The organism is Rhodococcus sp. 114MFTsu3.1 (assembly GCF_000383555.1).
Lineage (GTDB): Bacteria > Actinomycetota > Actinomycetes > Mycobacteriales > Mycobacteriaceae > Rhodococcoides > Rhodococcoides fascians_E.
The window spans coordinates 215294-241451 of sequence record NZ_KB911552.1 but is presented as its reverse complement, the minus strand read 5'-3'; the positions used below and the strand labels follow the sequence as shown (position 1 = coordinate 241451).

Below are 26158 nucleotides of genomic sequence, written 5' to 3'. Positions count from 1 at the left end.
GAGGTGGGGGATGCCGCAGGCGAATTCGACGACTTCTTGGCCGCGGGAGATTTCGCCGAGGGCGTCGGAGAGGACTTTGCCGTGTTCGGCGGTGATGATTTCGGCGAGTTCGCCTTTTTTCTTGTTGAGTAGTTCGCGGAAGTTGAAGAGGATTTGGGTGCGTTTGGCGAGGGAGGTGTCGCGCCAGGCGGGGAAGGCGGCTGCGGCGGCGTCGATGACGGTGCGTGCGTCGCCGAGGTTGGCGAGTGCGAGCTGGCCGGTGACCTCGCCGGTGGCGGGGTTGGTGACCGGTGCGGTGGTGGTGGAGGTACCAGCGAACGGCTTACCGTCCACCCAGTGTCCGATTACGTTGCTCATGAGTGTCCTTGTCCTTTGTAACTGATGTCAGCGGTGCCGTGCGATGTAGTCGTTGATGGTCTTCAGCTGGTAACGCGACACTTCGTCGGCGTTCTCGTTCTCGCCGAACACGCTGGAGACCATGACGGTGTTGTCCTTGTCGTAGAACCCGAGCTTGCTCAGGCCGCCGAAGAACTCGTCCCAGTTGACGTCGCCATCCCCGATCTTGAGGTGCTGGTGAACGCGCACTGCATTTCCGGGCGGGTTCGTGATGTAGCGAAGCCCGTGCGAGCGGTGGTGGTCCATCGTGTCCGCGACGTGCACCAGACGAACGAGATCGCCTGCGGTCTCGAAGATTCCGGGCAGATCGCCACCCATGTGGAACTGGTGGCACGCGACGACGACCATGCCGAAGTTCTTGGAGTTGATGCCGCGGATGACCCGGATGGCAGCCTGTCCGTCTTCGACGAAATCGTCGGGGTGCGGGTCGATGCGAACGTCGATACCTTCACGTTCGACGATCGGAACCAGTTCCTCCATCGAGCGGTAGAACGCTCGCTCGGATTCCTCCGCCTTCTCCGGGCGTCCGCTGAACTCGGTGTTCATGACGTTCACGCCGAGGTCGACGGTGATCTGAATGGCTCGCTTCCAGTACCGAACTGCGGCCTCGCGCGCATCCTCGTCCGGGCCTGCCCAGCGCAACACGGGGAGCACGGAGGCGATGCCGACGCCGGCATCCTTGCAGGCCTTCTTGAACTTGGCGACCAGGTCGTCGTCGGCCTTCGGGTGGTTGTAGAACGGGATCATGTCGACGTGCGGGGTCAGCTGCAGGTACTCGTAGCCGAGGTCGGCTACGACGCGGGGCAGCTCCAGCAGCGAGAAATCGTGATGGAACGGGGTGGGATCGAGTGCGATCTTCATGGTGTCGGCTTGGTCCTAGTGTTGTCAGTTGCCGGACGGGCGGAGGAAGGGGCGCTGGATCTTCTTCCACTTCTCGTAGGTGGCGTACGCGGTCTGTGTCGATTCGAGAGTCGAGGTCGCGCTGACCGGTACGTCCCACCACGATTCGGAGTCCGGTGCCGCGATCAGCGGATCGGTCTCCACATGGATGACGGTGGACGTTTCGCTCGCCTTGGCGGCCTTGACCGCGTCGGTGAACTCGTTGCCGTTGTTCACGCGCACCACGTCGACACCGAGGCTGGCTGCATTGGCAGCGAGGTCGACCGGCAGAATGCCGCCCTGCAGTCGTCCGTTCTCGGCGCGGTAGCGGTAGTCGGTGCCGAAGCGCTGGGAACCGAGCGATTCCGACAACGATCCGATCGACGCGAACCCGTGGTTCTGCACCAGGATCATGATGACCTTGACGCCTTCCTGCACGGCGGTGACCAGTTCGGTCGCCATCATGAGGTAGGAGCCGTCACCGACCATGATGAACACGTCGCGGTCGGGCTCGGCCATCTTGGCGCCGATGCCGCCCGCCACCTCGTAGCCCATGCACGAGAAGCCGTACTCGACGTGGTATCCCTTGGAATCCCTTGTGCGCCAGAGCTTGTGGAGATCTCCGGGCATCGAGCCTGCTGCGCAGACGACGACGTCGCGCGGGTCGGACAGCGTGTTCGCGAGGCCGATGACCTGGTTCTGGTTCAGAGGTGCGGTGGAATCCTCGATCTTGTAGACCGAGGAAACCGTGTCGTCCCACTGCTGAGTGAGCTCGGAGACGAGAGTGCGGTACTCGGCGGGAACCTCGTAGTCGCCGATGGCGTCGATCAACGCCTCCAGGGCCTCGCGAGCGTCGGAGACGACGGAGATGCCGCCCTGCTTGACCGAGTCGATCGACGCGACGTTGATGTTGACGAACCGAACATCGGGGTTGTTGAACGCGGTGCGCGATGCAGAGGTGAAATCGCTGTAGCGCGTACCGATCCCGATGATGACGTCGGCGTCGGTGGCCAGCGCGTTGGCAGCGGTGGTGCCGGTGGATCCGAGAGCGCCGACGGACTGCGGGTGGTCGTACTTCAGCGAGCCCTTGCCTGCCTGGCTCTGGCCGACCGGAATGCCGGTCTTCTCGCACAGTGCAGCGAGTGCATCGGTGGCGCCGGAGTAGATCACGCCGCCGCCCGCGACGATCAGCGGCTTCTTCGCGGTGCGGATTACCTCGGCCGCTCGCGAGATCACGGACTTCTCGGGCAGCGGGCGTGCGACGTGCCAGGTACGCGGCGCGAACAGCGACTCCGGCCAGTCGAATGCCTCGGCCTGAACGTCCTGCGGGATGGCGACGGTGGCGGCACCGGTCTCGACGGGATCGGTGAGCACGCGCATTGCACCGAGCAGTGCGCCGGGCAACTGCTCCGGGCGCCACACGCGGTCGAAGTAGCGGGAGAGAGGCTTGAACGAGTCGTTGACCGTGACGTCGCCGCTCGACGGCAGCTCCAGTTCCTGCAGCACCGGGGCGCTCGCGCGGGTGGCGAACGTGTCGGCAGGCAGCAGCAGGACCGGCAGGCGGTTGATCGTCGCCAGAGCAGCGCCGGTCAGCATGTTCGTCGAGCCGGGTCCGACGCTGGCCGTGACGGCCCACGCCTGGAGACGATCCTTCTGCCGTGCGTAGGCGACGGCGCTGTGCACCATCGCCTGCTCGTTGCGTCCCAGGACGTAGGGGAGTTCCGGCTCGGTGCCGGCTTCGACGGCGTCGATCTCGGCCTGCAGAAGCGCCTGGCCGAGGCCGGCCACGTTGCCGTGTCCGAAGATGCCGAACGCGCCTGCGAAGAACTTGGTGCGCACGCCGTCACGCTCGACGTACTGGTTCGCCAGGAACTTCACGGTTGCCTGGGACACGGTGAGATGTACCGTGCCTTCGGTGTTTTCGGTCTTGCTCGCCGAAATCGGTGCGGTGGACACCACGGTCATGCTCCTGTCGATGCGGAGTTGAGGGGAAGGCGAGGATCGACGGCCTGGTCTGCCCAGGTGCCGCGGATCCAGGTGTGCTCGGGGTCGTCGACGATGTTCCATGCCCGTTCGCGGCCCGGACCGGCCATGACGTTCAGGTAGTACATGTGGTAACCCGGTGCAGCGACGGACGGGCCGTGGTAGCCGTGCGGAACGAGGACGACGTCTCCGGTACGGACCTCTTCGAGGACCTCGATGGGACGTGCCGGGGTTCCGTAGACGCGGTGGTAACCGAAACCGTTGCTGCTATCGGGGCCCGGTGCGATCTCGAAGTAGTAGATCTCCTCGAGGGCGGACTCGTGCTCGGTGTTCTCGTCGTGCTTGTGGCCCGGGTAGGACGACCAGTTGCCACCGGGGGTGATGACCTCGCACGCGATGAGCGAGTCGGCTTCGAAGGTGTCGGCGGTGCCGAAGTTGTGAACCTGCCGGCTGCAGTTTCCTGCGCCGCGCAGTTCCACAGAGATGTCGGCTGCGGGGACGTAGCGGAACGGAAGCTTCTTCTCGGCGCGGGCGCCGCACAGTGCGAAGCGTCCGCCGTCGCGGCTTTCGAGGGTGTACGCCGAGTCCTTGCCGACGTACGCGAAGTCGGACGGGCCGTCGAACACCGACGCACGGCCGGCGAGGTCGAACTTGGTTCCCTCACTGGTGACGGTGGCCGATCCGGACAGCGGAACGACCATGATCTCGTCGGGGCCGGAACTCAGATCGATCGACTGACCGGCTGCCAGTGTCACAGTCCAGAGACTCGATTCCGTCCAGCCTGCGGACTCGGGCGTCACGGCGACGTCGAAGCCGTCCTTGCTACCGGATCCAGCTGCGATGTAGTACTCGGAATTCATCGACTCACCTCACCATGTTCACAGCGGTGGCAACGGCGCCTGCGACATCGCCGTCCTGGGGGTACAGCAGGGTGCGTCCGACGATCAGACCACGGACGGCCGGGATCTCGAGCGCCTTGGCCCAGCTCGCGTACGTCTCCTCCGGTGCGGTCTGAGGATCTCCACCCAGAAGCAGCGTGGGGAGCGTCGTGGCGTCCATGACGCGCTCCATCTCGTCGACGACGGGGAGCTTCATCCACGTGTAGGCGGACGTCGAACCGAGGCCCTGCGTGATGTGAATGGACTTGATGACGGCGTCGGCACTGAGATCGTTCTTGACGCGGCCTTCGACGCGGCTGGACAGGAACGGCTCGACCATGGCGATGAGCTGACGCTCGGCGAGCTCGTCGATCGCCTGGGCGCAGGCGGTCATCGTCTCCAGTGTTCCCGGATCGTCCAGGGCGATGCGGGTGAGCATCTTCGCGCCGTTCATCCGGGCCTTGGCGGTGGATGCTGCGGTGGCGCCCGTCATACGGTCGTCCAGTTCGAACGATGCGCCCGCGAGCCCGCCACGGTTCATCGACGAGAAGACGACCTTGTCCTCGAGTGCGCCGAGGAGCACCAGGTCGTCCAAGATCTCCGAGGAGGCGAGGACACCGTCGACGCCGGGGTTCTCCAGTGCGGTGCGCAGACGGTCGAGCAGCTCGGTGCGGCTGTTCATCGCGGTCATGTTGGATCCGACCGACAGTGCGCCGCGGGCGGGGTGGTCGGCGGCGACGATCATGAGCCGGCCGTTTCCGCGGATGGTCTCACGCGTGGCGCGGGTTGCCCATGCTCGTTCGATGGCCTGCGGGTCGCTCGCACGAATGGCTGCAATTTCGGCGTAGCTGGACGCTGCAGGTGCAGGGGTCAAAGTGGTCTCAGACATTGGCGGCCTCGGTCTTCTTCTCTTCTGTGGCGGAATCTTCTGCGAGAGCGGCGACCTCGGCCGCGGTGGGCATTGCGGTGGAGCACTCGAGCCGCGAGGCGACGATGGCGCCTGCAGCGTTTCCATATCGGAGGATCTTCTCGAGCGGCCAGCCACCGAGCAGTCCGTGGCACAGCGAGCCGCCGAAGCTGTCTCCTGCGCCGAGGCCGTTGACGACGTCGACGAAGTTGGGGGGAACGGTGACGGTTTCCGATCGGGTCTTGCCCATGACGCCCTTCGGGCCCATCTTGACGATCGCGAGCTCGACACCGAGGTCGAGGAGGGCGTCGGCGGCCTTGTGCGGGTCCGTCTCGCCGACGGCCACCTCGCACTCTTCCTTGTTCCCGACGGCGACGGTGACGTGCTGGAGCGCCTTCTGGACCTGTTCGGTTGCGGCTGCGGTGGTTTCCCAGAACATCGGCCGGTAGTCGAGGTCGAGGACCGTCAGTGGTGCCCGGCCGCGTGCTTCCCAGGCGGCGAAGTGCGCGCTGCGGCTCGGCTCCTCCGACAGTCCGGTGACGGTGGACCAGTAGAGGCGTGCGTTCTTCACGGCTTCGACGTCGATGTCTTCGGGTCGGATCTGCAGGTCGGGTGCGGACGGCTTGCGGTAGAAGTACAGCGGAAAGTCGTCGGGCGGGAAGATCTCGCAGAAGGTGACCGGTGTCGCGTACTGCGAGTCGGTGACGACGAAGCGATTGTCGACACCGAGTCGGGCCAGTTCGCCTGCGACGTACCGGCCGAACGGATCGTTGCCGACGCCCGAGATCAGAGCCGACTTGTTGCCCAGGCGTGCTGCGGCGACGGTGACGTTCGCTGCGCTACCGCCGAGGAACTTGCCGAAGGTCTCGACCTGTTCCAGTCCGACTCCGGTCTGCAGGGGGTAGATGTCGACGCCGCTGCGCCCGATGGCGAGGACGTCGAAGGCCGTGGTGTTCGCATCGGCTGAGGTGGTCAAGATCGACTCCAGAGGGTATTGGGGACACAACATGCGAGGTGCTACGCAGGAAAGCCTGTCTGCTATTACTGTGCTTCAGACCACAGCGTCATGTCAATACTTTGTCCTGACATTCTTACTTCCAGTCATGCCGATGTTAGTGTTCGCCTACACTCTCGATCAAGCTGGGCGTGGATCTGCTCGCCCTTCGAGGAGATATGGAGAGCTGGACTGTGACTGCGTCCAACGTGTCCGCAGGCGAAACCGGCACGCCCCCCATGGGGTCGTCGGTCGCCACGCCCTTGTCCGTCGAGCTCGACAGGGGCAGCCCGGTACCTCTCTACTTCCAGCTCGCGCAGGCGATCGAAGCCGCGATTCTCGGTGGGCAATTGGCTCCGGGGGACCGGTTCGAGAACGAACTGGCCCTGGCCAAACGGCTGAACCTGTCCCGTCCGACCACCCGCCGCGCCATCCAGGAGCTGGTCGACAAAGGCCTGCTCGTACGCAAGCGTGGCGTCGGGACCCAGGTCGTGCAGAGTCCGGTGCACCGCCCCGTCGAGCTGACGAGCCTGTTCGACGACCTGGCCCGCGCAGGCCAGAGCCCATCCACCAAGCTTCTCGACTATCACGTCGGTATCGCGACGGACGAGGTCGCGCGTGAGCTCAACATCTCCGACGACACCGAGGTCACGACCATTCGGCGACTCAGAAGTACCAACGGCGAGCCGCTGGCGCTGATGACCAACCATCTGCCCACTGCCATCGCTCCCGACCCGGACGAACTCGAGACGCACGGTCTCTACCAGTCGCTGCGGACGCGTGGAGTGCACATCCGGCTCGCTCGCCAGCGCATCGGCGCCAAGGCCGCGGACCGCGACGAGGCGCTGCTGCTGGACGAGAAGTACAAGGCCCCGCTCCTCACGATGCACCGCACCGCGTTCGACGACTCCGGCAGTGTCGTCGAGTTCGGATCGCACGCCTATCGGGCGTCGCGGTACTACTTCGACACCACGGTAGTCGACCGGTAGTACGTCAGCGCGGCGCCGCTGTCGAACCCCGAACCTGCAGGCTCGGGGGGATGAGGGTGAGCGTGCCCGGTGCGGCGGCGTCCGAGATTCGGCCGACCAGCGCTGTAGCCGCCAGCCGCCCCAGTTCGTAGGTGGCGTTGTCCACGCTGGTGAGCCACACGTGCCGCAGTCCGGCAAGCGAGGTGTTGTCGTAGCCGACGATGGAAATGTCCTCGGGCACGGAGATCTGCCGTTCCTTGCAGGCCGTCATCGCGCCGATGGCCACGATGTCGTTGACGGCGAAGATTGCCGACGGTGCGTCGGTACCGTCCAGAATCGCCGACGCGGCGGCGTACCCGTCGTCCTCGGTCATACCGCTCGGGACGACCGAGGCGAACCGGTCCAGTCCGTGCTCGGCCATGGCAGCGTGGTAACTGGCGGCCCGAATGTTCGCGACTGCACCGGTTCCGGCGAGATGAGCGATTCGGGTGTGCCCGAGTGCGACGAGGTGATCGATCGCGAGTGCGGTGCCCATCGCATCGTCGTTCGCGACGACGTCCACGCCGGGCAGATCCAGATCGCGGCTGGCGACCACGACCGTCGGAATGGTGCGAGCCGCCTCGAGGATCGTGGGGGTCGGTGTCCGGGTGCCGACGAGCGCGAGGCCGTCGAGGCGCAGATCCATGAAGCTTCGGACGAAGGACGAATCGGAGCTGCGGTCCAGCCTGCCGTCGGCGAGGAACATCTTCAGGTCCTGTTCTTGCAGAACCGAGTTCATGCCTTCGAGGCAGTCGACGAACCAGGGGTTGCGTAGGTCGTTGAGAAGAACGCCGACGATGTCGGTACGGCGTTGGGTCAGGCTGCGGGCGCTCAGGTTGGGGCGGTAGCCGAGCTCGGTGATGGCGTGTTCCACAGCGGCGCGTTTCTCGTCGCTGACCGAGCTGGATCCGCGGAGGACGAGCGAGACAAGCGATTTGGACACGCCTGCGTGGGCTGCCACGGTGCGGATGGTCGGCCTGCTCACTGCGCCGTCCTCTCCTCGTATCCCGGTGGTCCGGGTGAACGCTAGCAGTTCGGTGTTGACTCGACCGTCCTGCGTGGTTCACACTTTACATAGATTGGACCGGTCCAAAGCTGGCGTCCATTCGCCACCGTCCCCTTCACGTGAGTGGGAATATAGGCCCGGGCCTACATTCCCACTCACGTAAACGTCAGGAGAACAGCTCGTGAGCTCAGTGCAGAACATTCGCGTCGGAGTTGCCGGATTCGGCTGGATGGGCCGGGTGCACACCCAGGCCTACGCCCGCGTCCGGCATCACTACCCGGATCTGGCGCTGACGCCCGTGTTGGCATCCGTCGCGGACGAGGTTCCCGGGCGCGCCGAGGAAGCCGCTGCGCAGTTCGGTTTCGCCGACGCCACCACCGACTGGCACGACATCGAGAACGATTCGACCATCGGTGCAGTGTCGATCACGGCCCCGAATTTCCTGCATCGCACCATCGGCACCGCCATGGTCGAGGCGGGCAAGCACATCTGGATCGAGAAGCCCGTGGGATTGTCGTCCGACGATGCGCGCGCAGTCGCCGTCGCGGCGGACAAGGCGGGCGTGCAGACGGCCGTCGGCTTCAACTACCGCAACGCGCCCGCGGTCGAGGAAGCGAAGGCGCTCATTGCCGCGGGTGAGATCGGAACCGTCACCCACGCGCGTTTCCGATTCTTCAGCGACTACGCCGCACACCCGGACGGTGCACTGAGCTGGCGCTTCGAGCGGGCGCGCGGCGGCAACGGCGTCCTCGGTGACCTTGCCTCGCACGGTGCCGACCTGCTCTGGTACCTGCTGGGAGACATCGAGTCCCTCGTTGCCGACACCGCGGTGTTCGTCCCGCAGCGCGCCAAGCCGACCGGCGCGACCAGTGGACATGCGCTCGCCACGGGCGGGGAGCTGGGTCCGGTGGAGAACGAGGATTATGTCTCGAGCCAGATCCGGCTCGCGTCGGGTGCCCGCGCAACGCTCGAGGCGAGCCGAGTGTCGGTAGGGGAGCAGAACGCGTACGGCTTCGAGATCCACGGCACCAAGGGCGCTGTCTTCTGGGACTTCCGCCGGCTGGGTGAACTCGGGCTGAGCGTCGGAGACAAGTACCAGGATCAGTCCGTCCAGACGGTGTACGTCGGTCCCAAGCACGGTGAATACGGTGCGTTCCAACCGGGTTCGGCCTCGTCGATGGGCTACGACGATCTCAAGATCATCGAGGCCAAGCGGTTCCTCCAGTCGATTGCAGACGGCAAGCCCGCCGGTGCGACGGTGTGGGACGCCGTTCGTAGCGCCGAGGTGCTCGACGCGATGACGCAGTCGGTTGCTTCGGGCAGCTGGGTGACGCCAGGGGCGTGATGCCGAGATGTCGCCCCGTTAGCGGGGCGACATTCCTGCGGCCCGGTAGGCGTCGTCGACCATCGCCATGTTCGCGACGGCGTCGCCGGGGCCCATCGGAAGCTCGGTTCCGTGCTGCAGGTGACGCGCGAACGCCTCGAGCTGATACAAGTACGACGAGCGGGTTCCCAGATGCTCGGTACTGGTGGTGTTTCCGACGGTGATGCTCACGCGGTCGTCGGTGCTGGGCTTGATGTAGTTGTGCGCGAACGCTTCGCCCCTGGATCCGGTGACGCGCAGGGTGAACAGATAGTCCGGGTCCGTCATCGAGTTCAGGGTTGCACCTGTTGCGCCGCTGGGGAATTCGACGTTCGCGTCGAACGATTCGTCGACTCCCGGGTGCCGTTCGACGGCGCGTGCCTCGCGAACGGTCGGTTCGCCGCCCGCGTAGGCACCGAGGTGGCGCAGAACGTGCAGCCCGTAGCACCCGAGGTCCATCATGACGCCGCCGGCGAGGTCGAGTGACCACCGAAGATCATCGGGCTCGGGTGCGGGCATACGCATCTCGACCTCGACGTGGCGCAGTTCGCCCAGCGTGCCGTCGGCGACGAGTTGGAAGATCCGCTGCGTCACGGGGTGGAAGAGGTAGTGAAACCCTTCCATGACAACGATGTTCGCGGCGTCCGCCGCAGCGGAGACCCGGACGGCCTCCTCACGATCGCGCGAGAACGGTTTCTCGGTCAATACCGATTTGCCCGCACGGATCGCAGCCAGATTCCACGGAGCATGCAGCGAATTTGCCAGTGGGTTGTAGACGACGTCGACGTCCGGGTCGTCGACGACGTCCTGGTAGGACTCGAGCACGCGCTCGAATCCGTACTTGTCACCGAACGCCTCGGCACGCGCCTTGTCACGCGCAGCGCACGCGACGAGGCGGTGTCCGAGGGCGATGGCGGGCTCGACGATTGCTTCCTCGGCGATTCGAGATGCACCGAGGACGCCGACCCTGAGTTGATTCACGTCTCAGGACGGTACCCGGGCCTCCACGACGCTCCGAAGGTAGGCGACGCTGGAAATGACGTCGCTCACAGGACCGGCGCCGGCAGGCTCCTCGGCGAGAATGGTGTCCTGCTCGAGCACGAACCAGCCGTCGAAACCGGCGTCGAGCAGCTCGTTCACCACCTTCGCGATGTCGACGTCGCCCGTTCCGAGTGGCGTGTACATGCCCTGCGCGACGGCTTCGGTGTAGGTCAATTCACCGGCTTGCACGCGCCCGGCGAGCGCTGCGTCGACGTCCTTGAGGTGTGCATGGGTGATGCGCGACGCGTAGGCCTCCACCAGTTCGAGCGGGTTCGTTCCGCCGATGAGAAGGTGGCCGGTGTCGAGGCACAGTGGGATCGAGGAGCCGTCGAGCACGCGCAGCACCTCGTCGCGCTGTTCGATCATCGTTCCGACGTGCGGGTGAAGCACGGCGCGGATGCCCCGTTCCGCGGCAGCGGCTTGGAGTCGATCGAGGTTGCCGAGCAGTGTGTTCCACTGTGCGTCGTCGAGTTCGGGGCGTGAGTCGTAGCCGTCGCTGCCGGTGGCTGCCGCGAGGACGAGTACTTCGGCGCGGGAGGCGACGAACGCGTCGAGCAGGGGGGCGATGCCGGGCACCGGGTCGTGGTGGGCGTGATGCAGCAGCACGGGTGCGAAACCGCCGACGGATTTCAGGTCGTACTTGTCCAGGGTTGCGGCCAGCTCGTCGGGATCGGCGGGCAGGAACCCTTCGGGTCCGACCTCGGTGGCGGTCAATCCGGCGTCGCGCATCTCGGTCAGGACGCGCTGGGAGTCGATCTGGTATCCCCAGCCGGGAACTTCGCAGACGCCCCAGGAGATGGGCGCGCCGGCGATTCGGATGTCGGTGTGTGTCGTTGTCACAGTCGTACCTCGTCGATTCGCACCGGTCGGTGCTGTTGCAGGGACAGGGTGGCCGCCTCGGCGATGTAGGCCACTTCGAGCGCATCGCGTGCGGTGCAGGGGGATTCGATGCGTCCGGAGATCACGTCGACGAACGCGCCGAGCTCGGCCTGGTATGCCGAGGTGAAGCGGTCCATGAAGAACGAGTGAGGCGTCCCACCTGGGAACGTCGCACCGGATTCGAGGTTGCGCACCGGAACCTGCTGGTCCCAGCCGGCGACGACGGCGTCGTTCGATCCGTGCACCTCTAGGCGGCAGTCGTATCCGCGCGCGTTGTAGCGGGTGTTCGAGACGACGCCGATCGTTCCGTTCTCGAACGTGAGCGTCGTCGTGGCGGTATCGACGTCGCCGTACTCGGTGAACTTCGGGTCGCCCTGGTTGGACCCGGCCGCGTACACCTCGGTGACCTCGTGGCCGACGATCCACCGGACGATGTCGAAGTCGTGGACGCTGCAGTCACGGAAGATGCCCCCCGAGACCGCGACATAGTCGAGCGGCGGGGGCGCAGGATCGAGAGTGGTCGAGCGGACGGTGTGCAGCCATCCGAGATCGCCCGACGCAACAGCGTTCTTGGCCGCGGCGAACGCCGGTGCGAACCGGCGGTTGTAGCCGATCTGCACCTGGACGCCCGACGACTCGATGCCCTGGACGACGGCAAGGCTCTCGCCGGGGGTGGCGGCGATCGGCTTCTCGCAGAACACGGGGATGCCGGCGTCGACGCAGGCGAGTACGAGCGAAGCATGTGCCGGAGTTGCCGCAGCGACGACAACTCCGTCGACTCCGGACTTCAACAATGCCTCAGCGCTGTCGACCGAGGTGGCGCCGAACTTCGAGGCGACTGCCTCCGTGACGGCGGGGCGCTCGTCGGTGACGACGAGTCCGTCGACCCCGGCGAGCGTGCTCAGTGTGTCGGTGTGAAATGCGCCGATCCGGCCAAGGCCGATGACGCCGACGGTTACGCCCATCTGTGGTGGTCTTTCTGCAGGAGAAATGTAGACCTCGAGTGTGACTCAGATCGAGGCGTAGGATCAACCGTCGGAACGCATCAAAAACGCCTCAGAGGATGGTCGTGACGCATCGCTACAAGGTCAGTGAGATCGCCCAGCAAGCCGGGCTCAGTCGCGCCACCGTCGACCGCGTACTTCACGAGCGGCCGGGGGTGCGCAGTGCTACCAGAGCGGAAGTGCAGCAAGCGATTTCCGACCTGGACAAACAGCGGTCACAGCTTCGTCTGAACGGCAGGAAGTTTCTGTTCGACGTCGTCATGCAGACACCCGCGCGCTTCTCGGCGGAATTCAGGGCGGCGCTGGAGGCGGAACTGCCGATGCTCTCGCCCGCCGTGGTTCGGTGCCGGTTCCACTTCCGGGAGACCGAATCGGTGACCGAGATGGTGGACACGCTGGGCCGGTTCACCGCGCGCGGATCGCACGGTGTCATCGTCAAGGCGCCGGACGACCCCGAGGTGGTGGAGGCGGTCGACCGGCTCGTGGCACTCGGTATTCCCGTCGTGACGTACGTGACCGACGTGCCGAGCAGCGCGCGGCTCGGCTACGTCGGCATCGACAATCGGGCGGCGGGATCCACCGCGGCCTACCTGGTCGACTCCTGGCTGGGCGACGCGCAGTCCTCGGTACTGATCTTGTTGACCAGCAACATCTTCAGGAACGAGGGGGAGAGGGAGATCGGGTTCCGCAGCAGGTTGCGGGCGTTGGACTCCGGCAGACGCGTCGTCGAGATATCCGACAGTGAGGGGCTCGACTCGACGGTGGAGGAACGGGTCTCGGACGCGCTCGCGGAGTACCCGGACATCGAGGCCGTGTACTCCATCGGCGGCGGCAACACCGGCGCGGTCCGGGCGTTCGAACGGGCGGGCAGGAGGTGCCGGGTGTTCGTCGCACACGACCTCGACGGCGACAACCGGCCGCTGCTGCGCTCCGGAGCCTTGTCGGCCGTGCTGCACCACGACCTGCGCGCCGACGCCAGGACGGCCTGCCGCCTGCTGATGCAGGCCGCAGGTGCCGTCGACGGCGTCGCGGCCGAGCCGTCTCCGATCCAGATCGTGACGAGGTTCAACACCCCGGCTGTGCGCTGAGGGCTCCGGCGCGCGTCGTTACCGGGCGAACGGGCCGTCGGTGATGCCCAGCTGTCCGCGAATCGAGTCGATGATCGCCAACGTCTGCACGGCGTCCTCGATCGTGTGCACCGACGATTCGAGGCGTCCTTCGCCGATCGCGCGGGCAGCATCGACGGCTGCGTAGTGGAGACCGTCCACCTGCACGCCCTTGTCCTCGCGGTACTCGAGGGTCTCGCCGTCGCGGAGGGTCACGGTGAAGGATCCCGGCATGAAGAACGGGCCCTCGACCGTCAGCGTTCCGTCGCGGCCACAGATCGTCGCCGACGTCGGGGTGTTGCTCAGGATCGTGGTGTTCATGACCGAATGGTTGCCGCCGGTGTGGGTCAGCACGGCGGAGACCTGGCCGTTCAGTTCGTCGTTCGCGGGCTGGCCGACGGCGGTGATGGACTCGGGCGCACCCAGGATCGTGTGGATGAACGATGCGTCGTAGGTGCCGAGGTCCAGCAACGGGCCGCCTGCCAGTGCCGGGTCGTAGATGCGGTGGTCGGTGGTGAAGTACTCGCCGTGGTCCACCAGGACCGTCCGGATCGGGCCGAGCACGCCGCTGTCGACGATCTGCCGGAGTACGTCGAACTTCGGCAGGAACTTCGTCCACATGGCTTCGCCTACGAACACGCCTGCTTCGGCGGCGGCTGCACCGATCTCGGCGGCGCGAGTTGCATCGACGGCAAGTGGCTTCTCGACGAGCACGTGCTTGCCTGCGGCTATCGACGCCAGCGCGTTCGTGTGGTGTTCGGTGTGCGGCGTCGCGATGTAGACGACGTCGATGTCCGGATCGGCGAGCAGAGCGTCGTAGCTTCCGTAGGACTTCGGCAGGGAGTGGCGCCCGGCGAATTCCGCTGCTCGATCTTCGCTTCGGGAGGCCACGGCCACGACCTGCTGAGTCGAGTTCTTCGCCAGCGATTCGGCGAAGCGGTCCGCGATCCAGCCCGGACCGAGAATGCCCCAACGCAGTACCGGTGCCTCGTTCGGATTCGGCACGGTGGAGACGGGTAGCGAAGTCATCGGCAAACCTGTTCTGTCGAAGGGTAGTTTGTTAGGACATCAGGATGTAATACTCAGCACATGACTGTACGCGTTGGAATCATCGGAGTCGGCGTCATGGGTGCCGATCACGCTCGCAAGATCAACGGATCGATCTCGGGTGCGGAGGTGTCGGCAGTCGCCGATTTCGACACCGACCGGGCCAAGACCGTCGCCGCAGAGCTGAAGGCCGCAGACGTGGCGGCCGACGGCTTCGAGCTCATCGCCAGCGACTCGGTCGACGCGATCGTCGTGGCGTCGCACGACTCCACCCACGCCGAGCTCGTGCACGCCGCGCTCGCAGCGGGCAAGCCGGTCCTGTGCGAGAAGCCCCTCGCGCCGACGGCCGACCTGTGCCGCGAGATCATCGCCGCACAGGGCGACCGCAACCTCATCACCGTCGGGTTCATGCGCCGATTCGACCCCGCGTACAACGAACTCAAGCGCGCAGCGGCACCCGAGCGGATCGGCGACACCCTCGTTGCGCACTGCATCAGCCGCAACGTGGTGGCCGGTCCCGGCGACTCCGCCGCGACCATCACCAACTCCGCGATCCACGAGCTCGACATCATGCCGTGGCTGCTCGGCTCACCCATCACCGAGGTCAGCTGGCATGCGGGACGCACCAGCAAGTACTCGGGAGTTCGTCAGGACCCCCAGATCATGCTGCTGCGCACCGAATCCGACGTTCTCATGACCGTCGAACTGTTCGTGAACGCACGGTACGGTTACGACACGCGATGCGAGATCGTCGGGGAAGAAGGGATCGCGCAGTTCGCCATCCCGGCACACGTCATCGTCGACAGCGAACTCAAGCGCTCCATCGAATACCCCCTCGACTGGGTTCCCCGCTACGCCGAGGCCTACCGACTCGAACTCCAGGAATGGGTCGATTCGATCGAGGAAGGCCGCGCCTCCACCCTCGCCGACGCCGACGCGGGCCTGCGCGCCGGTCTCGTCGCCGACGCACTCGTGGTATCGATGAACGAGGGCGGCCGAACGGTCACCGTCGAATACTGATCGAAAGAGGTTCCATGACATCGACATTCCCGCTCGCCGACGGAACCGTCCTCCCCGCAGTGGGTCTGGGGACGGTTGTCGCCGACGGGGAAGACATGGCGGCGACGGTCACGTCGGCGCTCGAATCCGGTTACCGTCTGATCGACACCGCGCTGCGGTACGGCAGCGAGGAAGGCGTCGGACAGGCTGTCCGGGAGTCCGGCGTTCCTCGTGACGAGATTCTCGTGACGACGAAGATTCCCGGTCACTACCACGGCTACGACGAGGCCAAGGAATCCGTCCGGCTCTCGCTGGAGAACCTGGGCCTGGAACGAATCGACCTGCTGCTCATCCACTGGCCCCTGCCGAAGGTGGACAAGTACGTGGACACGTGGCGCGCGATGATCGACCTCCAGCGTGACGGTGTCGCGACGTCGATCGGTGTTTCCAACTTCACCGAAGCGCATCTCGACCGGCTGGTGCAGGAGACCGGAGTTGCTCCGGTGGTCAACCAGATCGAGCTCCATCCGTACTTCCCCCAAGCACGGTTGCGCGCGTACCACGCCGAGCACGGAATCGTCACCGAGAGCTGGAGTCCACTCGGTCGAGGCTCGGAGCTGTTGAAGGCCGACCCGGTTGCGGATGCAGCCGCCGCACACGACGTTTCGCCGGGCCAGGTGGTCCTGCGGTGGCACAATCAGCTCGGTTCGGTGTCGCTACCGAAGTCGTCCAACCCTGACCGTCAGCGCCAGAACCTCGACATCTTCGGTTTCACCCTGACCGACGACGAGGTGGCGGCGATCTCGTCACTGGAGCGTGGGCGTATCTGGGGCCAGGATCCCGACACCCACGAGGAGTTCTGACCGGCGCAGGCGCGTCGGTATTTCCTCGCGGGCTGGCGCTGCTCGTCGCCGGCGCGTTGTTCATGGAAATTCTCGACGCGACGGTCATCGCGACCGCTGTGCCCGCGATGGCCGAATCGTTCGGAGTGGATCCGGTCGACATCGGTATCGCCATCTCGTCGTACATCCTCACGCTCGCCGTTCTGATCCCGGCGAGCGGGTGGATGGCCGACCGCTTCGGTGTTCGACGTGTGTTCCTGGCTGCGATCGTGGTGTTCACCGCGGCGTCGATCGGGTGTGCGCTGAGCCCGACCCTTCCGGCTCTGGTCGTGATGCGGGTACTGCAAGGCGTCGGCGGCGCCATGATGGTGCCGGTCGGCAGGCTGGCAGTGCTGCGCGCCACGACGAAAACCGAACTCGTGCGAGCGATCGCGTACCTCACCTGGCCTGCACTGACCGCGCCGGTCATCGCCCCCGCGGTCGGCGGCGCAATCGTCACCTATGCGTCCTGGCGGTGGATCTTCCTGATCAACGTGCCGCTCGGCATCATCGGATTCGTGGTGGGACTGCGGCTCGTGCGCGGCGTCGACGGCAGCCGGGCGCGTCGGCCACTCGACTGGCGCGGGTTGGTGGCTACTGCCGTCGGTGTCGCGGTGTTGATCGTGTCCCTAGACGGTGTTCGCACCGAGGGAACGAACTGGCTCACGGTGGGAACCGGCGTGGTCTTCGCGGCGCTGGTCCTGGCTGTCGCCGCTGTTCACCTGACCCGGACCGAGCATCCGCTGCTGGACCTGACGGTGCTGAAGATCGAATCGTTCCGCAACACCGCGACCTACGGATCGTTCTACCGCATGCTGATCACGGCTGTCCCGTTCCTGCTGCCGTTGATGTTCCAGCTTCGCTTCGGCTGGTCGCCGTTCGTCTCCGGACTGATGGTCATCGCTCTGTTCGCGGGCAACATCCTCGTCAAGCCGACGACGACGCCGCTCATGCGACGATTCGGAATCAGGACCGTCATCATCGCCGACGGAGCGTTGTCGGTGCTGTGCTTCGGAGCGATAGCACTCGTCGACGTGGACACTTCGCCGGTGATCATCGCTGCCGTCCTGGTGATCAGTGGGGCGTTGCGGTCCGTCGGATTCACCGCGTACAACACCCTGGCCTTCGCGGACATCGACAGCGACCGACTCACCCACGCCAACACGTTCCACGCGTCGGCTCAAGAGCTGTTCTCCGGATTGGGCGTCGCGCTGGGAGCAATCGCCCTGACCGTGTCCACCGGCGTCGTCGGCGGGTTGGGGTGGCAGTCGGGGCAGGCGTTCGCACTGTCCTTCGCCTCACTGGGGGTCCTCATGACCGTCGTGGTGGTCGGCGGCCTACTCCTCCCGTTCGACGCCGGTGCCGCGGTGACGAAGCCCAAGACCTCGGCCTGATCCACCCTGGTGGACGATGAGAATTTCCTCATCTCGGCTTCCTCTTCCTCTCACGTTCGACGGACATGCTTGCCATGTCACCGAAAGTCGGACATCGAAGGGAACACACCATGAGGAAAGTAGTCACGCTCGCCGTCGCCGGATCCGCGGCGACACTTCTCGCACTCGGCGGAATCGGCGCCGTCGCACTCGCCGACGACAGCCCAGCGCCCGCACAGCTACCGACATCGACTCCGACCGCACCCGACTCCGCGCCGGCATCGCCGAACCCAACCGATCCAGGGGTACCACCGCAGCCGTTCGACGACGACTGGCACGACGACGACTGGGACGACCGGCACGATGATGACTGGGACGACCGGCACGACGATGACTGGGACGACCGGCACGACGATGACTGGGACGACCGGCACGACGACTGATTCCCCCTCGACGCAGCGGGGCCTGTCCGACCCATCACATACGCGAAAGGGCCGTGCATACGATCAGATCGTATGCACGGCCCTTTCACGCGATCAGCGGTGCGGCTACCCGCGACGCCGTGGCGACAGCGGTCTAGCGAGCGAACAACAGTGCGCGCTTGACTTCCTGGATCGCCTTGGTGACCTGGATGCCACGAGGGCATGCGTCGGTGCAGTTGAAGGTGGTGCGGCAGCGCCACACGCCTTCGACGTCGTTGAGGATGTCCAGACGCTCGGAGGCGCCTTCGTCGCGGCTGTCGAAGATGAACCGGTGTGCGTTGACGATGGCGGCCGGACCGAAGTAGCTGCCGTCGCTCCAGAAGACGGGGCACGACGTGGTGCAGCATGCACAGAGGATGCACTTGGTCGTGTCGTCGAACCGGGCGCGGTCGGCCTGGCTCTGGATGCGCTCACGCGTCGGCTCGTTGCCGCTGGCCATGAGGAACGGCTTGACGGCGCGGAAGGCATCGAAGAAGGGCTCCATGTCGACGATGAGGTCCTTCTCGACCGGCAGACCCCTGATGGGCTCGATCGTGATGGTCAACGACTTGGACGAGTCCTTCGGCAGCATGTCACGCATCAGCACCTTGCAGGCGAGACGGTTGACGCCGTTGATGCGCATGGCGTCGGAGCCGCAGACACCGTGCGCACAGGAGCGACGGAACGTCAGGGTGCCGTCGAGGTAGCCCTTCACGTACAGCAGCAGGTTGAGCAGGCGGTCCGTCGGCAGCGTCGGCACCTGGAAGCTGTCCCAGTGCTGTCCTTCGCCGTTCTCCGGGTTGAAGCGGGCGATCTTCAGGGTGACCATCACTGCACCGTTGGGCACGGGCGGCTCGGCGACCTGATCTGGCTTGTCGAGAGTGGGGGCGCTCATATCAGTACTTCCGCTCCATCGGCTCGTAACGGGTCTGGATTACCGGCTTGTAGTCCAGACGGATGTCGGTGAGCAGGCCAGTGCCTTCTTTGTAGGCCATGGTGTGCTTCATGTACTCGTCGTCGTTGCGGTTGGGGTAGTCCTCGCGTGCGTGTCCGCCGCGCGATTCCTTCCGGTTGAGTGCTCCGACGACCGTGACCTCTGCCATCTCGAGCAGGAAGCCGAGTTCGACGGCCTCGAGGAGATCGCTGTTGTAGCGAGTTCCCTTGTCCTGCACGGTGATGTGGTTGTACCGCTCCTTGAGGGCGCGGACGTCCTTCAGCGCGGTCTCGAGACGCTCCTCGGTACGGAACACCGAGGCGTTGTTGTCCATGGACTGCTGCAGCTCGGTGCGGATGTCCGCGACGCGCTCGTGGCCGTGGTCGGACAGAACGAGCTCGAGCCACTCCTCGACCATCTTCGCCGGCTCCTCCGGAAGCGGGGTGAAGTCCACGGAGTTGGCGTACTTGGCCGCTGCGATGCCCGAGCGACGTCCGAAGACGTTGATGTCGAGCAGCGAGTTCGTGCCGAGACGGTTTGCGCCGTGCACCGACACGCATGCGCACTCACCTGCCGCATAGAGGCCGGGGACGATGTCGTCGTTGTTGCGCAGCACCTCACCGTTGATCTTGGTGGGGATACCGCCCATGACGTAGTGGCACGTCGGGTAGACGGGCACGGGCTCCTTCACGGGGTCCACGCCGAGGTAGGTGCGCGAGAACTCCATGATGTCCGGGAGTTTCTCGTCGAGAACTTCCTCGGGGATGTGCGTGACGTCGATGTAGACGTAGTCCTTGTTGGGACCGCCACCGCGTCCTTCGAGTACCTCGAGGACCATCGAGCGCGCGACGATGTCGCGAGGTGCGAGGTCCTTGATGGTGGGGGCGTAGCGCTCCATGAAGCGCTCGCCGGACTCGTTGCGGAGGATGCCGCCCTCGCCTCGCACGGCCTCGGAGATGAGGATGCCGAGACCTGCGAGACCTGTCGGGTGGAACTGGTGGAACTCCATGTCCTCCAAGGGAAGTCCCTTGCGGAAGACGATGCCCATACCGTCGCCGGTGAGCGTGTGGGCATTGGAGGTGGTCTTGTACATCCGGCCCGAGCCGCCCGTCGCGAAGACGATCGACTTGGCGTGGAAGATGTGCAGTTCGCCCGTCGCCAACTCGTAGGCGATGATGCCGGTCGCAACCGGACCGTTGTCCGTCTCGGTCAAGCAGAGATCGAGCGCATAGAACTCGTTGTAGAACTCCACGTCGTGCTTGACGCAGTTCTGGTAGAGCGTCTGGAGGATCATGTGGCCGGTGCGGTCGGCGGCGTAACACGCACGTCGAACGGGGGCCTTGCCGTGGTCACGGGTGTGGCCACCGAAACGACGCTGGTCGATCTTGCCCTCGGGTGTCCGGTTGAACGGCAGACCCATCTTCTCGAGGTCCAGAACGGCGTCGATCGCTTCCTTGGCCATGATCTCGACGGCGTCCTGGTCGGCGAGGTAGTCGCCACCCTTGACGGTGTCGAAGGTGTGCCACTCCCAGTTGTCTTCCTCGACGTTGGCGAGTGCGGCACACATGCCACCCTGCGCGGCACCGGTGTGCGAGCGCGTCGGGTAGAGCTTGGTCAGTACCGCCGTGCGGGCCCGGGGGCCGGCTTCGATGGCTGCTCGCATGCCTGCGCCGCCGGCGCCGACGATGAGCACGTCATAACGATGTTCCTGCATGAATGCTTCAGTTCCCTTAGCTCGCCGAAATGTTCGGATCAAAGGTGAAGATGACGTAGGTGCCCAAGCCCATGATCAGGATCATCGACAGTACGAGCAGCGTCGTCAGCCAGAATCGGGTCGAGTCCTTGCGCGAGTAGTCAGCGATGATGGTGCGCAGGCCGTTGCCTCCGTGCAGCTGAGCCAGCCACAGCATCGTCAGGTCCCAGAACTGCCAGAAGGGGCTCGACCAGCGTCCGGCGACGAACGCGAAGTTGATGCGGTGCACTCCCTCGTCGAGCATCAACATGATGAACATGTGGCCCAGAACGAGGACGACGAGCGCGAGTCCGGAGAAGCGCATGAACAGCCATGCGTACAGCTCGAAGTTGCCGCGGGACTTCCGGCGCGGCGAGCGCGGGTTGTCCAGGCTTGCCGGTCGGTCGTAGGTCTTGCCGAGGGACTTGGCCTCGGATCCGTGTGTCGTTGCCATCAGTGCCCGCTCGCTGTGAACATGTTGTAGAAGATTCGGCCCGCTCCCGGAATCATGACCACGATCCACACCGCGGCGATGACCCACAGCATCAGCTTCTGGTACTTCGGTCCCTTGGACCAGAAGTCGACCAGCATGACGCGGATGCCGTTGAGTGCGTGGTACAGCACTGCAGCGACGAGACCGATCTCCATGAGGCCGACGAGCGGCGTCTTGTAGGTGTCGATGATCGCGTCGTACGTCTCGGGGTTGACCCGGACCATTGCGGTGTCCAGAACGTGGACGAACAGGAAGAAGAACACCAACACACCGGTGATCCGGTGCAGAACCCAGGACCACATTCCGGGATCACCGCGGTACAGAGACCGCTTACGCTCCTTGGCCGGAGCGACTTCCGTCGTGCTACTCATCGAGTGCAAAGCCTCCAACGTCATTGGTGGACGCGTCGAGCCTGGTAGCCGGGGCTTGAATGCCTGGCTCGATTTGTCTTACTCCGGCTCCGAACGGTTATCGAATGCCGCCGTCTTCGAACTCTAAACCCATTGGAAACTTGGAACTAATTCGACTCGAGATTCGTACTGACCTGCATTTCGTTGTTAGGTTTGCCTTCCCAATTCTTCGGGATCGGTTCAGTCGTCTGTGGTGCACGGCGGACTCGCCCGTGATTTGATTGTGAACATGCCTGAAATCGACTGGAAAACGTTGCGAGACAAAGCTCATGAGGTTATGAGGCAAGCCTATGCGCCGTACTCCGACTATCCGGTCGGTGCCGCGGCTTTAGTGGACGATGGGCGAATTGTCACCGGATGCAATGTGGAAAATGTCTCATATGGTTTGGGGCTCTGCGCAGAGTGTGGGCTCGTGTCCAACCTTCATTCGACCGGAGGCGGACGTTTGGTCGCCTTCGCATGTTGCGACAGCCGCGGGCAGAAGTTGATGCCCTGCGGCCGATGCAGGCAGTTGTTGTTCGAGTTCGGCGGGGCCGGATTGCTCGTCGACACCGCATCCGGACCGACCCCGCTGGGGGACCTGCTGCCGTCTGCCTTCGGTCCGGACGACCTCGATTCGGGCAGAGTAGGGAACCATGTCTGACGCAACTTCCGTCATCTCCGCCAAACGCGACGGCCACGAGCTCACCGCCGACCAGATCGATTGGGTGATCGACGCCTTCACTCGGGGCGTCGTCGCCGACGAGCAGATGGCCGCCCTCGCGATGGCCATCTTCTGGCGAGGCATGACGCGCTCCGAACTGAGCCGATGGACGTCGGCGATGATCGCGTCTGGATCGACGATGGACTTCAGCGGTCTGCCCCGGCCCACCGTCGACAAGCACTCGACGGGGGGAGTGGGTGACAAGATCACGTTGCCCCTCGCCCCGCTGGTGGCCGCCTGCGGCGCTGCGGTTCCCCAGCTGTCCGGTCGGGGGCTGGGCCACACCGGGGGCACGCTCGACAAGTTGGAGTCCATTTCTGGGTGGCGCGCGGACCTGACCGGCGACGACATCCACCGGATCCTCGCCGATCCCGCGGTCGGTGCCGTCGTCTGCGCCGCCAACGCGGACCTCGCGCCCGCCGACAAGAGGCTCTACGCCCTGCGTGACGTCACCGGAACCGTCGAGTCGATCCCGTTGATCGCCAGTTCCATCATGAGCAAGAAGATCGCCGAAGGAACCGGCGCACTCGTCCTGGACGTCAAGGTGGGCGCGGGCGCGTTCATGAAGAACCTCGCCGACGCTCGGACATTGGCGGAAGCCATGGTCGATCTCGGAAGCGACGCAGGTGTGCGCACCATCGCTCTTCTGACAGCGATGGATTCACCGCTCGGACTGACCGCAGGCAACGCGCTCGAAGTCGAGGAATCGCTGGAAGTTCTCGCCGGCGGAGGGCCCGCGGACATCGTCGAACTGACGGTCACGCTTGCCCGAACGATGCTGTCCGCAGCCGGAATCGAAGGTGTCGACCCCGCGGACAAGCTGGCCGACGGTACTGCCATGGACCGGTGGAAGGCGATGATCTCCGCGCAGGGCGGAGATCCGTCGGCTCCGCTTCCGGTCGCGGCGGAGTCGCACGACATCACCGCCGAGTCCGACGGTGTGATCACGGGCCTCGATGCGATGGGTGTGGGCGTCGCCGCCTGGAGGCTCGGCGCGGGGCGGGAGCGGCAGGGCGAGCCGGTGCAGGCGGGCGCCGGGGTACGTCTGCACGCGAAGCCTGGGGACCGCGTCACCGCCGGGCAGAAGATCGCCACCCTCTACACCGACACCCCCGAGAAGTTCGAGTACGCGACGGCGGCGATGGCCGACGCCTGGTCTTTCGGAGACACGTTCGAGGCGTCGCCTATCGTCCTGGAACGAGTGGGCGGGTAGCGCGCAGCCGTGGGTGCGGCGCGGGGCCGATGACACGCGAACGTTCGACGATCGCGCTACCGTCGGACCATGAGTACCGCGACCAGATCGACAGAGTCCACCGGCGGGTCGTCGCCGCTCGACCTCCCCACCATCAAGACCGCTCCGAAAGCACTGCTGCACGACCATCTCGACGGCGGTCTGCGGCCGCAGACCGTCCTGGAGCTCGCCGAGGAATGCGGATACGACGGCTTGCCCGCGACGGACGGACAGGCTCTCGGGGAGTGGTTTCGCACTGCCGCCGACAGTGGTTCGCTCGAGCGGTACCTCGAAACCTTCGCGCACACCGTTGCGGTGATGCAGATACCGGAGGGGTTGTCGAGGGTTGCGCGTGAGTGCGCCGAGGATCTCGCCGACGACGGGGTCATCTACGCAGAGGTCCGCTTCGCGCCCGAGCAACATCTGGATCGAGGGCTCTCGCTCGACCAGGTCGTCGAGCACGTTCTCGAAGGATTCCGGGCCGGCGAGTCGGCGGCACGGGTGAACGGCAAGAGGATTCGGGTCGGTTGTCTGCTGACGGCCATGCGCCACGCGGCGCGGTCTCGGGAGATCGCCGAGCTGGCGGTGCGCTTCCGTGATCGCGGTGTCGTCGGGTTCGACATCGCCGGTGCGGAAGCAGGCTTCCCTCCGAGTCGTCACCTCGACGCATTCGAGTACATGCGAGCAGCCAACGCGCACTTCACCATCCACGCCGGTGAGGCCTTCGGGCTGCCGTCGATCCAGGAGGCCGTCGCGTTCTGCGGGACGGACCGACTCGGGCACGGAGTGCGAATCATCGACGACATCGACGTCTCCTCCGACGGTGTCCCGAACCTCGGCCTGCTCGCCGCATACGTGCGGGACAAGCGGATGCCCCTGGAACTGTGCCCCAGCTCCAACGTTCAGACAGGTGCAGTCGACAGCCTCGAGAAGCATCCGTTCGATCTGTTGGCCCGGCTGCGTTTCCGCGTCACCGTCAACACCGACAACCGGCTCATGAGCGACACCACCATGTCACGCGAGATGCACAAGCTGGTGAGCACATTCGGATACGGCTGGACGGACCTCGAGCGGTTCACCATCAATGCCATGAAGTCGGCGTTCATCCCGTTCGACGAACGACTCGAGCTGATCGACGACGTCGTCAAACCGGGTTATGCGGTACTCGTCGGCTGAACCGGCCACAGGTCACTCCTTGCGTAGGCGGGCCTCGAATTCGCGTTCGAGCGCCCGCCACGCCTCGGCTTCGACGGCGAACGGCGGACTCGGCGCCAGCCTGTTCGGATCCGGCTCGAGGGTGTACGACACGTACCACCCCAGAGGCGTGGAACTGGCGAGCGCCTCCTCCACCGAATCGTCGTCGGCGAAGTCCGCTGCATCGGTGAACAATTCGACGGCCAGATCCAGCTGGTCGGTATCCACCGAATCCGGACCCTCGGCGAGGTCGTCGGCCAGGCCGGGGAGGACGTAGACGTTGTCGTCGGTCACCTCGATCTGCAGTGAGCCGTCGATCGCGGCCGTCTGAACGTCGGCGAACGTGCTGACCTTGGCGAGATCGTGATCGTGATCGTCGGCGAGGTAGCGGGCCAGCGAACGCTCGGACCCGAACACGGTGATGGACCCGGTGCGCCCGAGAAAGATCGGCTCGTCGTCGATGTAGCACCGCAGGGTGTAGTAGGTGTCCTCGGACGTGATGATGCGTACCGGGTCGATACCGACACCCGCCCAGAAATCGTCCTCGGCGGCGTGCACGGCAATGGGATCCGGATCCTCCTCGGTGTCGCTCTCGCCGTCCTCGGTGTCCTCGTCGGGGTCGTCCTCGCTGAGATCGTCGGCGTCGACGATGTTCTCCGCGGCAGCCAGTAGTTCCGCCTCCGCGACGTCCACGGCCTTGGCGTCGACGTCGGGTGTGGTGACCACCGAGTCGATGGCGTCGATGATGTCGTCCCAGCTCTTGGCGATGGACGCACCGATGCGGTCCCACAGCTTCTGGCCGTCCTTGCCGACGTAGGCGTCGACGCCGAGACCCACCGAACCCAGGTGGGGGTTGCCGGCGAAGAACGAAGCGACAGAGTTGATCTCACAGACATCGCCGATGGTCTGAACCATCTCGAAGATGGCAGTGAGCTCGGCCAGGACGTCGGAGTCGGGTTCCTCGGCGACGAGCTCCGGCACACCGACCAGATCGAACCGGTGGAGATCGTCGGGCTCGAGCTCGTTCGCCGCAAGCGAGGACACGACCGTCCACGACGGATGGTCGACGAGGTCGTTGTCGTTGTCGTTCCGGATGAATGCGGCGAGGTGAGCCACGGCTTCGAAGCCGTAGAGGTCTTCCTCGTGCCCGAGGAACGCCTCCCACTCGTCGTCGCCCTCTCGCCACTCCGGAGCCCACAGGGTGACGAAGTCGCCGCGGGTGAGACCAAGTTCGATCGGGATGATGTCGCCAGCCAT

The 26158-nt window shown here is 65.2% G+C and carries 26 protein-coding genes; 10 read left to right on the top strand and 16 right to left on the bottom strand.

Annotated elements, in window-relative coordinates; genetic code table 11:
* The 6 genes from H292_RS0117315 to iolC all read right to left on the bottom strand — a co-directional run.
* Positions 1-357, bottom strand: a 357-nt coding sequence (locus tag H292_RS0117315; RefSeq protein ID WP_155949800.1) for an aldehyde dehydrogenase family protein, incomplete at its 3' end; no start/stop codon positions are given.
* Between the two features lie 27 nt (positions 358-384).
* Entirely contained in the window at positions 385-1257 is an 873-nt protein-coding gene (locus H292_RS0117310; RefSeq protein ID WP_019666233.1) for a sugar phosphate isomerase/epimerase family protein, read from the bottom strand.
* A 24-nt stretch (positions 1258-1281) separates the two neighbouring features.
* Positions 1282-3240 (bottom strand): 3D-(3,5/4)-trihydroxycyclohexane-1,2-dione acylhydrolase (decyclizing), encoded by a 1959-nt coding sequence (gene iolD / locus H292_RS0117305; RefSeq protein WP_020112195.1) that lies wholly within the window; start codon positions 3238-3240, stop codon positions 1282-1284.
* Complete coding sequence (iolB, locus tag H292_RS0117300; protein ID WP_020112194.1) at positions 3237-4118, bottom strand: 5-deoxy-glucuronate isomerase; 882 nt, start codon at positions 4116-4118, stop codon at positions 3237-3239. The genes iolD and iolB overlap by 4 nt, the downstream gene beginning before the upstream one ends.
* Before the next feature lie 4 nt (positions 4119-4122).
* Positions 4123-5025 (bottom strand): Cgl0159 family (beta/alpha)8-fold protein, encoded by a 903-nt coding sequence (locus tag H292_RS0117295; protein WP_020112193.1) that lies wholly within the window; start codon positions 5023-5025, stop codon positions 4123-4125.
* Positions 5018-6019: a 5-dehydro-2-deoxygluconokinase gene (gene iolC / locus H292_RS0117290; protein ID WP_019666229.1), complete on the bottom strand. Its 1002-nt coding sequence runs from the start codon at positions 6017-6019 to the stop codon at positions 5018-5020. Before iolC ends, H292_RS0117295 begins: the two co-directional genes overlap by 8 nt.
* A gap of 257 nt (positions 6020-6276) precedes the next feature.
* On the opposite strand from iolC, the gene H292_RS0117285 reads away from it, so the two are divergent.
* A complete protein-coding gene (locus H292_RS0117285; protein WP_026347972.1) occupies positions 6277-7026 on the top strand; it encodes a GntR family transcriptional regulator in 750 nt (249 codons plus the stop codon).
* Positions 7027-7030: 4 nt separating this feature from the next.
* Here H292_RS0117285 and H292_RS0117280 read toward each other — a convergent pair whose 3' ends face one another.
* Positions 7031-8029 carry a LacI family DNA-binding transcriptional regulator gene (locus H292_RS0117280; protein ID WP_020112192.1) on the bottom strand — a complete coding sequence of 333 codons (999 nt, stop codon included), beginning with the start codon at positions 8027-8029 and terminating at the stop codon, positions 7031-7033.
* Between the two features lie 211 nt (positions 8030-8240).
* On the opposite strand from H292_RS0117280, the gene H292_RS0117275 reads away from it, so the two are divergent.
* Entirely contained in the window at positions 8241-9395 is a 1155-nt protein-coding gene (locus tag H292_RS0117275; RefSeq protein ID WP_020112191.1) for a Gfo/Idh/MocA family protein, read from the top strand.
* A gap of 18 nt (positions 9396-9413) precedes the next feature.
* Here H292_RS0117275 and H292_RS0117270 read toward each other — a convergent pair whose 3' ends face one another.
* Genes H292_RS0117270 through H292_RS0117260 form a run of 3 tightly spaced genes read right to left on the bottom strand, consistent with a single transcriptional unit; the run spans position 9414 to position 12298 of the window.
* On the bottom strand, positions 9414-10394 hold the full coding sequence (locus tag H292_RS0117270; RefSeq protein WP_020112190.1) for a Gfo/Idh/MocA family protein: 981 nt from the start codon (positions 10392-10394) through the stop codon (positions 9414-9416).
* Between the two features lie 3 nt (positions 10395-10397).
* Positions 10398-11294: a sugar phosphate isomerase/epimerase family protein gene (locus H292_RS0117265; protein WP_020112189.1), complete on the bottom strand. Its 897-nt coding sequence runs from the start codon at positions 11292-11294 to the stop codon at positions 10398-10400.
* Positions 11291-12298, bottom strand: coding sequence for a Gfo/Idh/MocA family protein (locus H292_RS0117260; protein ID WP_020112188.1), 1008 nt, complete (start codon positions 12296-12298; stop codon positions 11291-11293). The genes H292_RS0117265 and H292_RS0117260 overlap by 4 nt, the downstream gene beginning before the upstream one ends.
* A 104-nt stretch (positions 12299-12402) precedes the next feature.
* Between H292_RS0117260 and H292_RS0117255 the strand changes: the two genes are divergently transcribed.
* Positions 12403-13425 carry a LacI family DNA-binding transcriptional regulator gene (locus H292_RS0117255; RefSeq protein WP_027498887.1) on the top strand — a complete coding sequence of 341 codons (1023 nt, stop codon included), beginning with the start codon at positions 12403-12405 and terminating at the stop codon, positions 13423-13425.
* 18 nt (positions 13426-13443) lie between these two features.
* Here the strand turns inward: H292_RS0117255 and H292_RS0117250 are convergent, their stop codons facing one another.
* Positions 13444-14472 (bottom strand): Gfo/Idh/MocA family protein, encoded by a 1029-nt coding sequence (locus tag H292_RS0117250; RefSeq protein ID WP_020112186.1) that lies wholly within the window; start codon positions 14470-14472, stop codon positions 13444-13446.
* Positions 14473-14532: 60 nt separating this feature from the next.
* Between H292_RS0117250 and H292_RS0117245 the strand changes: the two genes are divergently transcribed.
* The 4 genes from H292_RS0117245 to H292_RS0117230 all read left to right on the top strand — a co-directional run bounded on the left by H292_RS0117245 (position 14533) and on the right by H292_RS0117230 (position 18186).
* The gene (locus tag H292_RS0117245) at positions 14533-15510 is read left to right on the top strand and encodes a Gfo/Idh/MocA family oxidoreductase (protein ID WP_019666220.1); all 978 of its coding nucleotides are present in this window, start codon (positions 14533-14535) and stop codon (positions 15508-15510) included.
* A 14-nt stretch (positions 15511-15524) separates the two neighbouring features.
* Positions 15525-16352: an aldo/keto reductase gene (locus H292_RS0117240; RefSeq protein ID WP_020112185.1), complete on the top strand. Its 828-nt coding sequence runs from the start codon at positions 15525-15527 to the stop codon at positions 16350-16352.
* A 32-nt stretch (positions 16353-16384) separates the two neighbouring features.
* Positions 16385-17764, top strand: a complete 1380-nt coding sequence (locus tag H292_RS0117235; RefSeq protein WP_027498885.1) for an MFS transporter — start codon at positions 16385-16387, stop codon at positions 17762-17764.
* Between the two features lie 110 nt (positions 17765-17874).
* Positions 17875-18186 (top strand): hypothetical protein, encoded by a 312-nt coding sequence (locus H292_RS0117230; RefSeq protein WP_020112183.1) that lies wholly within the window; start codon positions 17875-17877, stop codon positions 18184-18186.
* A 133-nt stretch (positions 18187-18319) separates the two neighbouring features.
* Here H292_RS0117230 and H292_RS0117225 read toward each other — a convergent pair whose 3' ends face one another.
* The 4 genes from H292_RS0117225 to sdhC are packed head-to-tail and all read right to left on the bottom strand — an operon-like array spanning position 18320 to position 21734.
* Entirely contained in the window at positions 18320-19099 is a 780-nt protein-coding gene (locus H292_RS0117225) for a succinate dehydrogenase iron-sulfur subunit (protein WP_019666216.1), read from the bottom strand.
* Position 19100: 1 nt separating this feature from the next.
* Positions 19101-20852 (bottom strand): succinate dehydrogenase flavoprotein subunit, encoded by a 1752-nt coding sequence (gene sdhA, locus H292_RS0117220; protein ID WP_019666215.1) that lies wholly within the window; start codon positions 20850-20852, stop codon positions 19101-19103.
* Between the two features lie 16 nt (positions 20853-20868).
* Positions 20869-21324, bottom strand: coding sequence for a succinate dehydrogenase hydrophobic membrane anchor subunit (locus H292_RS0117215; protein WP_019666214.1), 456 nt, complete (start codon positions 21322-21324; stop codon positions 20869-20871).
* Positions 21324-21734, bottom strand: coding sequence for a succinate dehydrogenase, cytochrome b556 subunit (gene sdhC, locus H292_RS0117210; protein WP_094620628.1), 411 nt, complete (start codon positions 21732-21734; stop codon positions 21324-21326). Before sdhC ends, H292_RS0117215 begins: the two co-directional genes overlap by 1 nt.
* 268 nt (positions 21735-22002) lie before the next feature.
* On the opposite strand from sdhC, the gene H292_RS27920 reads away from it, so the two are divergent.
* From H292_RS27920 to H292_RS0117195, 3 genes are all read left to right on the top strand, one after another.
* Complete coding sequence (locus tag H292_RS27920; RefSeq protein WP_027498884.1) at positions 22003-22416, top strand: cytidine deaminase; 414 nt, start codon at positions 22003-22005, stop codon at positions 22414-22416.
* Positions 22409-23689: a thymidine phosphorylase gene (locus H292_RS0117200; RefSeq protein WP_020112181.1), complete on the top strand. Its 1281-nt coding sequence runs from the start codon at positions 22409-22411 to the stop codon at positions 23687-23689. The genes H292_RS27920 and H292_RS0117200 overlap by 8 nt, the downstream gene beginning before the upstream one ends.
* A gap of 69 nt (positions 23690-23758) precedes the next feature.
* Positions 23759-24883: an adenosine deaminase gene (locus H292_RS0117195; RefSeq protein WP_020112180.1), complete on the top strand. Its 1125-nt coding sequence runs from the start codon at positions 23759-23761 to the stop codon at positions 24881-24883.
* Positions 24884-24895: 12 nt separating this feature from the next.
* Here the strand turns inward: H292_RS0117195 and H292_RS0117190 are convergent, their stop codons facing one another.
* Positions 24896-26158, bottom strand: a complete 1263-nt coding sequence (locus H292_RS0117190) for a hypothetical protein (RefSeq protein WP_020112179.1) — start codon at positions 26156-26158, stop codon at positions 24896-24898.